General features: G+C 61.6%; 10 protein-coding genes and 1 pseudogene. 2 read left to right on the top strand and 9 right to left on the bottom strand.

The window, feature by feature from the left end; genetic code table 11:
* Positions 1-138 precede the first annotated feature (138 nt).
* Positions 139-357, bottom strand: a complete 219-nt coding sequence (locus AC1ROK_RS27015; protein ID WP_492852770.1) for a hypothetical protein — start codon at positions 355-357, stop codon at positions 139-141.
* 159 nt (positions 358-516) lie between these two features.
* Between AC1ROK_RS27015 and AC1ROK_RS27010 the strand changes: the two genes are divergently transcribed.
* The gene (locus AC1ROK_RS27010) at positions 517-714 is read left to right on the top strand and encodes a hypothetical protein (protein ID WP_492852768.1); all 198 of its coding nucleotides are present in this window, start codon (positions 517-519) and stop codon (positions 712-714) included.
* A 7-nt stretch (positions 715-721) separates the two neighbouring features.
* Here AC1ROK_RS27010 and AC1ROK_RS27005 read toward each other — a convergent pair whose 3' ends face one another.
* Positions 722-1000: a DUF1905 domain-containing protein gene (locus AC1ROK_RS27005; RefSeq protein WP_492852766.1), complete on the bottom strand. Its 279-nt coding sequence runs from the start codon at positions 998-1000 to the stop codon at positions 722-724.
* Positions 1001-1138: 138 nt separating this feature from the next.
* On the opposite strand from AC1ROK_RS27005, the gene AC1ROK_RS27000 reads away from it, so the two are divergent.
* Positions 1139-1582 carry a DUF2293 domain-containing protein gene (locus AC1ROK_RS27000; protein WP_492852764.1) on the top strand — a complete coding sequence of 148 codons (444 nt, stop codon included), beginning with the start codon at positions 1139-1141 and terminating at the stop codon, positions 1580-1582.
* Positions 1583-1699: 117 nt separating this feature from the next.
* On the opposite strand, the gene AC1ROK_RS26995 is transcribed toward AC1ROK_RS27000, so the two are convergent.
* The 7 genes and pseudogenes from AC1ROK_RS26995 to uvrB form a co-directional block, all read right to left on the bottom strand.
* Complete coding sequence (locus AC1ROK_RS26995) at positions 1700-2029, bottom strand: hypothetical protein (RefSeq protein ID WP_492852762.1); 330 nt, start codon at positions 2027-2029, stop codon at positions 1700-1702.
* A gap of 342 nt (positions 2030-2371) precedes the next feature.
* Positions 2372-2620 (bottom strand): hypothetical protein, encoded by a 249-nt coding sequence (locus tag AC1ROK_RS26990; RefSeq protein WP_492852760.1) that lies wholly within the window; start codon positions 2618-2620, stop codon positions 2372-2374.
* Between the two features lie 14 nt (positions 2621-2634).
* Positions 2635-2925 carry an SH3 domain-containing protein gene (locus AC1ROK_RS26985; protein WP_492852758.1) on the bottom strand — a complete coding sequence of 97 codons (291 nt, stop codon included), beginning with the start codon at positions 2923-2925 and terminating at the stop codon, positions 2635-2637.
* Between the two features lie 636 nt (positions 2926-3561).
* On the bottom strand, positions 3562-4347 hold the full coding sequence (locus tag AC1ROK_RS26980; RefSeq protein ID WP_492852756.1) for a hypothetical protein: 786 nt from the start codon (positions 4345-4347) through the stop codon (positions 3562-3564).
* Positions 4344-5426, bottom strand: coding sequence for a DGQHR domain-containing protein (locus AC1ROK_RS26975; RefSeq protein WP_492852754.1), 1083 nt, complete (start codon positions 5424-5426; stop codon positions 4344-4346). Before AC1ROK_RS26975 ends, AC1ROK_RS26980 begins: the two co-directional genes overlap by 4 nt.
* Complete coding sequence (locus AC1ROK_RS26970) at positions 5419-6300, bottom strand: DNA-methyltransferase (RefSeq protein ID WP_492852752.1); 882 nt, start codon at positions 6298-6300, stop codon at positions 5419-5421. The genes AC1ROK_RS26975 and AC1ROK_RS26970 overlap by 8 nt, the downstream gene beginning before the upstream one ends.
* A 222-nt stretch (positions 6301-6522) precedes the next feature.
* Positions 6523-8877: pseudogene (gene uvrB, locus AC1ROK_RS26965) on the bottom strand (excinuclease ABC subunit UvrB); the annotation flags it as partial.
* Positions 8878-9590 lie beyond the last annotated feature (713 nt).

Genomic DNA, 9590 nt, shown 5'->3' with positions numbered 1-9590 from the left:
CGGTCCCTGGCTGGTGGCCGCCAGCCGGGGACCGCCGAACCTGCTACGAGTCGGCGAAAATCAACATGCAAGGGGGCTCTGGCGGGCACGACGGCTTGAGGTCTGCGGGAGAGGGCTGCCGACCGCGGGTTCGGAAGCTCACCGCCGGCGCAGCAGCGCGAACCAGATCCCTGCAGCGCCCACCACCAGCAACCCCAACCCAAGCACCGCCCACAGCAGCGACGGCCCCTCGAGCGCCTCGCATTCTGCGACGCAGAGGATCGGCCCGAGGGTGACGAGGCCGGTGCCCTGCAGGAACCACAGGCCACCGAGCAGCACGACAATGGCGCCAAGAACGGCGCCGATCCACTTCATCATGAGGTCCTCGCTGCGAGTGTTGCAGGCATGGCAGGGCAAATGCCCCTGCGCCAGCAGGTTCTACCGTATCGCCGCACGCTGAAAAACCGGTGGAAGGGAGTGGACTCGGCAAAAGCCTCGCGCCTAGAACGAAGCAAGAACATACGCCGGAGACGACCCATGCCCAGACACACCATCCCGCTCAACGGCCGCACCGCGCGGCACACCAAGTTCACCCAGGACGAGGTGGAAGCGCTGCTGCAGAAAGGCTTCCGCTTTGCCATCTATCACCCCGCCGGCGACGAGTTCCGGCTGAGCCTGCCGCTGCAGACCATCGAGGATCGGGCGCACGGCACGCTGACCATCGAGCAGGGGTGAGGTCCGCTCAGTTGAGCCGTTCGGTCAGCGTCACGCTGATCGCGTCGCCGACGCGCTTGCCCAGTTGCTCGCGCAGCTCTGCGGCAACCGGCAGCTTGTGGGTGCCGTTGCCGAGCGCCATGAAGCTCGAGCGGAACGGTCTGCCATCCATGGTGCCCACGACCTTGACCAGGCCGCGGGTGCCGAAGAAGGCGACGGATTCAGGCCAGACCAGGTAGGTCCAGCCGCCCTTGGCGGAACTCTGCACCAGAATGGCGTCGAAGCTGGTGGGGAGAGTTGCTGACATGATCGGCTCCTTTCGCTTGCCTGAGACAATGTCGGGCGAGGGGGGGCGATTTCGACAGGGGAAGACGCAACGCCAGCTCGTTGCCACGAAGCCGGTCCTGCTGTTTTGTTTGTCTCGTGCGCGGCAAGGGGAGCGGGCATGGACGGTGACTTTGGGGGAGGAGTGCCAGCCGCGAAGCCGGGCTGGTGGTGGAAAAAGGAACGGCTTCGGCGCAAGCGCGACAGCCAAGGGACCAAGTTCAAGCTCGCCGAGATCAAGGCCCACCTGCGGCAGCACCACCCGCATTGCCCGGAATGGATCCGACATGAGCTGTACCGACTGATACGCGGACGGCACTGGTCGGGGCCGCTTGGGCAGGCAGTCGGAATCACCATGGAGAACTTCGTCCGCCACGAGATGACGGACTACGAGATGCTCTTCAACCTCCACGGGATGACCAGTGAGGAAGCGCGGAAGCTGGTTCGACCAGAGGTCAGTGACATCATCGCCAGTTGGGGACCGGACAACCCGCCTCCCACGGAGCGCGTGATGATCGTCCTGAGGGGGCGGCCGCAAGGGGACGAGGAGTCTGTCGGCGAGTGAGCCCTTGAAGTATCGGCAGCCAGCGCCCGCTCGGGAGCCGTGTCGCTGGAGGATGACGGCCCTCGTCACATCGAGGCTCCAGATCAGCGCGGACGGCGCTGAGTCAGGCCGCTACCCTTACGGATCGCCGAGCTTCACCGTGCGCCAGGTCTGGATCACGCGGATCGGGCCGGGGCGGCGGATCAGCATTCGGCCGTAATCCTCACCATAGGGCGAGTTGAGGGTGACGCGGATGCACTCGTCGGTGCCGCAGCGCGGGCAGGGGAAGGGCGGCCACAGCGCCGGCCGCTCGGGATCGAGCAGTTCGATGAGATCGCTGGCGAGATAGGTGGCGCCGCGGCGGCAGCGACTACAGCGGACGATCACCAACTGGCCCCACTCGGCGGCATGCTTCAGCAGATGGGTCTTGCCGGGATACTTCTTCTGCAGGTGGCCGGGCGGCGGCATGGGGGGACTCGATGGCGTTCCCATTCTGTTCTGGTGGGCGGTGCTCGATGCGTCAACAGTCGGGGCGATGACGTTACGGTGTGTGAGGGGCACGGGCTACCGCACAAAGGGCGCGGGGACACCCCGGTGCGCACAGAGTACCCCCCACCCTGTCCCTCCCCCGCAAGGGGGGAGGAGACGCCCACACCGGCGTCAGTGTTCTGGTCTCCCTCCCCCTTGCGGGGAGGGGACAGGGGTGGGGGTGCTCTTCCCGCGCCGGCCCGTCAGTTCCGCAAGAGAGTGGCGCTGCGGATCATCTGGTGGTGACGACGCCGTCCAGCGCCTCGGAGTTGACCCAGCCGGTCAGGCGGCGGCCGAGCTGGCGCAGCGAGACCTGGCAGTAGCCGGCAGCTCGGTGCATTCGTGCAGCATCACCCGTTCACCCTTGGCCAGCTGGCCGAACGGCCGGTGACCGGGGTTGCTAGAGATCAGCGTCGACCTCAGCACGATGATTTCAGGGAAATCCTGCGCCAGGGCAGGGGTGGCGAAAGAGCCGGGCGCGACGGGCGATGCGATCAGGGCGTGCGCGGAGGCATGGCGTTTGCTGAGCATGGTGCCGGGGCCCGTCACTGTGTGGACACGGCGCCATCGAGCGCGTCGGCCGCGACCCAGCCGTTGAAGGGATGTGGGCCTTGGAGCTGCCCGACCCGGCACCAGGTCGGCTTGCCCACGCATTCGTAGAGCCGGAGCCGCTCACCCTTGGCGATGCCGGTGACCCGCCGCCCATCCGGCGGCGGCGCCCGCAGCAGGTCGGTGGCGCGAACTGCGGTGATTTCGGGAAAGGTCTGAGCGAAGGACGGGGCAGTCAAACAGGCGGCCGCAACGGCAAAAACCGTGACGCTAAGCTTTGGCAGCATTTGATGTTTTACCTCGCGTTGCGGGATGCAACGGGGCGACCATGGAAGTCATATGATGAATTGAGGATGAACCGAGTGTGGCAGGGGGAAGCGCAGGTTTCTGTCAAGGTGGGGCTTAGCACCAGGTGGCCTCCCTGCGCTGGGCGATGACAACTGGGAGGGTTTGGTCGGCGGAGAACAGGCGGGTAAGCCGGCTACGTGGCGTTCTCGTGGGATCTATATGCTGAGATTGGTCGGGCGCAGCCTCATCGCGATGTCGGTAGCTGCCGAGCAGTGGCTGGCATCGCGAGGCCACCAGCTGCCGCATCGGTTACATACGTATCCCTAATTACGGCTCAGGGGGATACGGGTCTTTGTCCGTTTCATCGTCACCAGGTCCGAGTTCCGGCGATTCGGTCCATCGCGAACGTGCCAAGGGCGGGTAAGCGAGTGTGCACCGGCGGATAACGAGCAGGGCGACAGGGGGGTGGTCGCATCAGGTTTCGGGAAGCGGGCGGTAGGGGAGGCCGCAGTGTGCGACGCGATTGTGACCTCAGAGCTATCGTGCGCGGCCCCAACCTCGAACACGTTGGAGCCTGCTGCCCGGTGCGATCAAGGATATTGGCAGCCACTAAATCGGAGACCAACCTAGATCTATCAAGAAAAGATGTCGGAAACCTGACTCGTGTCTATGAGATTTGACACCAGGGATAAGTCTCTGAGGTCGTCGTCAAGCCAGTCTACATTACCCTTAGCAGGTAATCCACCTGGCTCTATGGCCGGCATGAAGCCGCCATTATAGATCATCTTATTCCTCACCGGGTGGTATTTTTGTGGATCAACCTGTCGCAGCACCTTCGTCACGGCAGTGTCACTACTTATCTGTGAGTAATTAACGGAGATCAACCTCTTATACATGGTGGTTAGTGTCTTGTGAGATATAGTTGGCTCTCTTCGGGTGATTATTTTAACTGGATTTGAGTAAAGCTTAGAAGCGTCCCTGTATTCACGGACCAGTCGTGTGTCTGCGTACTCAGGGAACAAATCGATAAAGGCGTATTGAGTGCCGGAAACCGCCGTCTGAAACAGACCAAACGATCCAAGACTTACACGCATGCACATCAGCGAAGCGTGATAAGCGTCAACCGTCGACCATTTGGATTGCTCGGAGGATAGCAGTGCCTTGGTTGCGGTTACGGCATCCATAGCCTTGCGTCGCAAGAAGTATAGCTCTGCCCTTGCCGACTCGCGGACGCCAGCCGCCTCCGCAAGCATCCAGCCCTCATCATTGGGATCAAGTGACGTAGAAAGCTCTGAGAAGAACTCGTGCAGTGGAGGCGTATCTGGTTCTTCTGTCGCTACGCCAAGAATAGCTGTTGTGTTCGCGGCGGGACGCCGCCCTATGTGGAGTTCTGCTAGCTTTTCCCAGGTCTTGATCGTCATCTCAGGCGGATCTTCTCCTCGCCGGTACGTTTTAGCTTTCGATCAAGTGCTCGAGAGAAGTCAATGCTGAAGTCCTTTGCTGCCTCAGACTCTGCTTTCGTGCCGCTGCCGTGGGCTGCCCACTGGTCAAACTCGAAATCAGCAACCAACTTTAGCATTTCCGTAGCATCATCGACAGTAAATGATCCTTTCTGTTCGGTTGTAACATTAAATATCTCCTCAAACACATTCAGCATCGCGCCGAATCCGACGGTCTTGAAGAATATCGCTTCCCTCTTCTCCCACTCCGACCGGAAGACGTCGCGGATCGCTAAGAAATAGTTCTCTAGGATGATCTTTTGCTGCTCAAAGCTGAATCCCTTAAGGCGTCCCCTTTCAACGTTCACGAGCGGCGCGACTTTGCGAGTGAAGTTGACGAGGGACACCTGTCTTCCTTGAGGCCGATCGATAACGATCCTCTGAAAGAAGGGGGAGTCGGCGTCCTTATCCAGGGCCTTGGCTATGTCTGCAGCGCGCTCGTTCGCTAGATCGGCAGGCTTCTTCTTTGGGATGCGGTCAAGCAAGTCCAGCACGAGTGACGCCGGAACACCCTTTGCCTCTCGGTTGATGGTGACGAACTGTTCGACTTGTTGGTCCTCGGTCAGATCTACAAAGGCGACCACCGGAAAGTCGTATCTGAGCGCCTTGTCGGCTGTCATTGCCTCGTGTGCGCCAGCCAGTCGGTGCTGTCCATCGATTACCCATGCGACATTGTTCCCTGCGGGAATAACAAGCTTCCCAGTTTTGTCGTCGTATTTTGCGCCTTCGAGGGCTAGAATAACCGCGTTGGGGATGTTCCACCCAGCGCCAATGTACTCCGAAATAGCGGACACTCTGCTTTGGGGGAGGACGCGCTGATAGCCGGTTTCTTTGTCTCGCTCACGACGGTTGATCGAGGCAATGTCCCAAAGTTCTTTTGCTGACATTACAAACGAATACAGAGTTTTTCCGCCCTGCACGATTGGTGTGGCGTCAATCTCAATTGGCTGTGCGACTTTGGCATGCTTCGGTTCTGCCGCGCGGGCTGGCTTCTTAGCCATGTGGTTGATCCTCCATTGCCAAGGAACCAAAATGGTCCGGGCGGGTGGCTACAGCTTCGGTGCCACGAGGTTGGAATATTGGCTTGAACACGGATCGATACTTCGCTGCGCCAGCGGCGGCGTCAGCTAGCCTTGCCTCGGCGATATTTACATACTGCTCGGATAGATCCACTCCGAGGAAATTGCGACCTTCTGTGAGAGCTGCGACTCCGGTGGAGCCGGATCCCATGAACGGATCTGCAACAGTTCCACCAGTTGGGCTAAGTGCCAGCACTAGTCGCTGCACCAGGGCCACCGGAAACTGACACGGATGGGCGGTTTTCTCGATATGATTGGCCTTTACATTAGGGATTTCCCAAACATCTCCCGGATTCTTGCCCAGTGGATTTCCACTCCACTGCCCTTTCTTGGGTCCTTTGTAGTGACGCTTGCCGGGGTATTTTTGGGGAACCCGTACCGAATCTAAGTCGAAATAGTATTCGTTACCCTTAGTATACCAAAGGATAGTTTCGTGTCTGCCAGAAAAGCGCTTGGTGGCATGTGTGCCGTGGCCGAAAGTCCAAACTATGCGGTTCCTTAGCGTCAGTTCTGTCGACTGAAAGGCCGAGAACACCAGTGCATCCAGAGGAACAAGTACACCATTTTGGACGTGATTTCCGACCTGCCAGCAGAGGCTCCCGCCTGGCTTGAGAGCCCGAAGGATGAGCGGCAACAGCCGCTGGTGCTGAGCCAAGAAGTCGTTTACGTCGCTGCTGGTGTCATACTCCTTGCCCATGAAGTATGGTGGTGACGAAACGAGAACATCGACGGACCCAGGGGCGAGCTGGTCCAAGAAGACGAACGCGTCGTTCGCTTCGACGTGATAGGTGGGCATATCTAAGAATCCCTTTGACAGACCACCTTACCATGAGTGCTCCCGCAGATCTATGGGGTGGCCACAACTTCCGGTCGTCTTTCACATGAAGGCGATGGGCGAAGACAATGCGCACGCTCGAGATGGAGTGCCGCCTTTCACGCTCAATTTCGCCATGGGCGCCCGGGGCCCCAAGTCGATGAAACGGCTGGTGGCCTAATCCGCGCTCCCCTCCAGCACATCCAACTCCATCTCCCGCAACCGCTTCACCTCATCCCTCAACCTCGCCGCCTTTTCGAACTCCAGGTTGGTCGCCGCCTCCCGCATCTCGCGTTCCAGGTCCTTGATGACCGCGGCGAGGTTTGCCCCGGCCTGGACCTTTTCCTTGCCGGACTTGTCTTTGCCGATCGAGACGGTGACGTGGTCCTGTTCGTAGATGCTGTCGACGATTTCCTTGATATTGGATTTCACCGATTGCGGGGTGATGCCGTTGGCGACGTTGTAGGCCGTCTGCTTTTCGCGGCGGCGGCTGGTTTCGGCCATGGCGCGTTCCATGGAGCCGGTGATGTTGTCGGCGTAGAGGATGACCTTGCCGTCGACGTTACGGGCGGCGCGGCCGATGGTCTGGATCAGTGAGGTCTCGGAGCGCAAGAACCCTTCCTTGTCGGCATCGAGGATGGCGACGAGGGCGCATTCGGGGATGTCGAGGCCTTCGCGCAGCAGGTTGATGCCGACCAGCACATCGAAGGCGCCGAGGCGAAGATCCCTGATGATCTCGATGCGCTCGATGGTGTCGATATCGGAGTGCATATAGCGGACGCGAATGCCCTGCTCGTGCATGTACTCGGTGAGATCCTCGGCCATGCGCTTGGTGAGCACGGTGACCAGGGTGCGGTAGCCGGCCTTCGACACCTGGCGGATCTCGTCGACCACGTCGTCGACCTGGGTCTTGGCGGGGCGGATCTCGACCGGCGGATCGATCAGGCCGGTGGGGCGGATGACCTGCTCGGCGAAGACGCCGCCGGACTGTTCCATTTCCCAGGCGCCGGGGGTGGCCGAGACATAGACGGTCTGCGGGCGCATGGCGTTCCACTCCTCGAAGCGGAGCGGGCGGTTGTCCATGGCCGAGGGCAGGCGGAAGCCGTATTCGGCGAGCGTGGCCTTGCGGCGCAGGTCGCCGCGATACATGGCGCCGAGCTGGCCGACGGTGACGTGGCTTTCGTCGATGAACACCAGGGCGTTGTCGGGCAGGTATTCGAACAGCGTCGGTGGCGGCTCGCCCGGCTTGCGGCCGGAGAAGTAGCGCGAATAGTTCTCGATGCCGGCGCAGGAGCCGGTGGCTTCCATCATCTCGAGATCGAACAGGGTGCGCTGCTCGAGCCGCTGCGCTTCGAGGAAGCGGCCGGCGCCGTTCAGCTCCTGCAGGCGGGCGGCGAGCTCCTTGCGGATCTCCTTGATGGCGCCGGTGAGAGTGGCGCGCGGCGTCACATAGTGGCTGTTGGCGAAGATGCGGACCGAGAGCAGGTCGGACGATTTCTTGCCGGTGAGTGGATCGAACTCGGCGATCGACTCGATCTCGTTGCCGAACAGGGTGATGCGCCAGGCGGCATCCTCATAGTGGGCGGGAAACAGTTCAACTGTGTCCCCGCGTACCCGAAAAGTGCCGCGGACGAAGCCGGTGTCGCCGCGCTTGTATTGCAGCTGGGTGAGGGAGCGCAGCAGCTCCTGGTGGTCGACCTTCTGGCCCTTCCTGAGATCGAAGGTCATGGCGGTGTAGTCTTCCACCGAACCGATACCGTAGATGCAGGAGACCGAGGCGACGATGATGACGTCGTCGCGTTCGAGCAGGGCGCGCGTCGCCGAGTGGCGCATGCGGTCGATCTGCTCGTTGATGGTCGATTCCTTCTCGATATAGGTGTCGGTCCGCGGCACATAGGCCTCGGGCTGGTAGTAGTCGTAGTAGGAGACGAAATACTCGACGGCGTTGTCGGGGAAGAACGACTTCATCTCGCCATAGAGCTGCGCCGCCAGCGTCTTGTTGGGCGCGAGGATCAGCGCCGGCCGCTGGGTGCGCATGATGGTCTGCGCCGCGGTAAAGGTCTTGCCGGAGCCGGTGACGCCGAGCAGCACCTGGTCGGTCTCGCCGTTCTCGATGCCTTCGACCAGGTCGGCGATGGCGGTGGGCTGGTCGCCGCGCGGCTCGTAGCTGGTGACCAGCTTGAACGGCACGCCGCCTTCGGATTTTTCCCGCGGGGCAGGGCGGTGGGGCTTCCACTCCTTGTTGCCCTCCACCTCCTTGCGACCATGCAGGATGATATCCTCGAGCGCCTTCACCGTCGCCGAGATGCCGACGGTCTGGGCGCCGGCCAGCGACTGGCCGGGCATGTTCTTCGCCTTGACCTTCTTCTTCGAAGTCTCGAGCGCCTCGCGCAGCTGCTCCATCACCTCGGGGTCTTTCGCCGCCTGGCGCGAGATATCGCGCGCCGTCACACGGCCGGAAGGTAAATGTCCGAAGCCGGCCTGGTCCGACTCGCCCATGCCGCCGAAATCCGGACGGTCGACCGAATTGGCCTTCGACTTGGGCGCCTTGAGCTGCATGCCGGTGGCGGCGGAGCGGGCGGTCTTCTTCGGCTTTTCCTGCGCCAGCGGGCCATCGGCCTTCTTGATCAGAGGCTGCGGCGTCAGCGGCTGGATGCCGGTGCCGGCGGCTTCGGCGGCGCGGCGGGCGGCGTTGTCGAGGGCGCGCTTGTTCTTCAGCCGCTCCTGCGGCAGCCGCTTGTTCAGGCGCTCGTCCTCGGCCTTCTCGATCTCGCCGAGGAAGTCATCGATGGAGAAGTCGGAAACCGGCTTTTTCGGGGGCATGGCGGACTCTCGGCGTTTGGTTCACTTGGCGCCCGGCGACGGCGGCGCGGGCAGTGCGCAGCGGACACCATAGATAGGTGTGCTGTCAGAATCTGTCAGTGTTGTCGTGGTTCACGTCAATATAGGGCGCGGCGAACGGAATGTGAACGGGGGCGTGCTTTGGGGGGCACAATCCAGCCACAGCCGCGATGCCACCTCCCCCTTGACGGGGGAGGCAAGCGAAGCTTGGGAGCAAAGCGACCTAGCGGCGCTCGGAGGGGGTGTGCAGGGGGCTCGATGTGTGCGGCCCGCGCTCTTTGACGTGAAGAGCCACGCTCGACGGTGCCTTAGTTTCCAGACCAAGGGGTGACCGGTCGCGCGCACCGAGGCCCCGCACACCCCCTCCGAGCTGCGCTAGCTGTCGAAGCTATGAAGGTTGTTCATTCGAGGAGGTGCTGAGAAGCTGGGGT

This window comes from Devosia sp. GW821-FHT12F11 (assembly GCF_058806655.1).
This window is presented reverse-complemented; position numbering and strand designations above follow the sequence as displayed.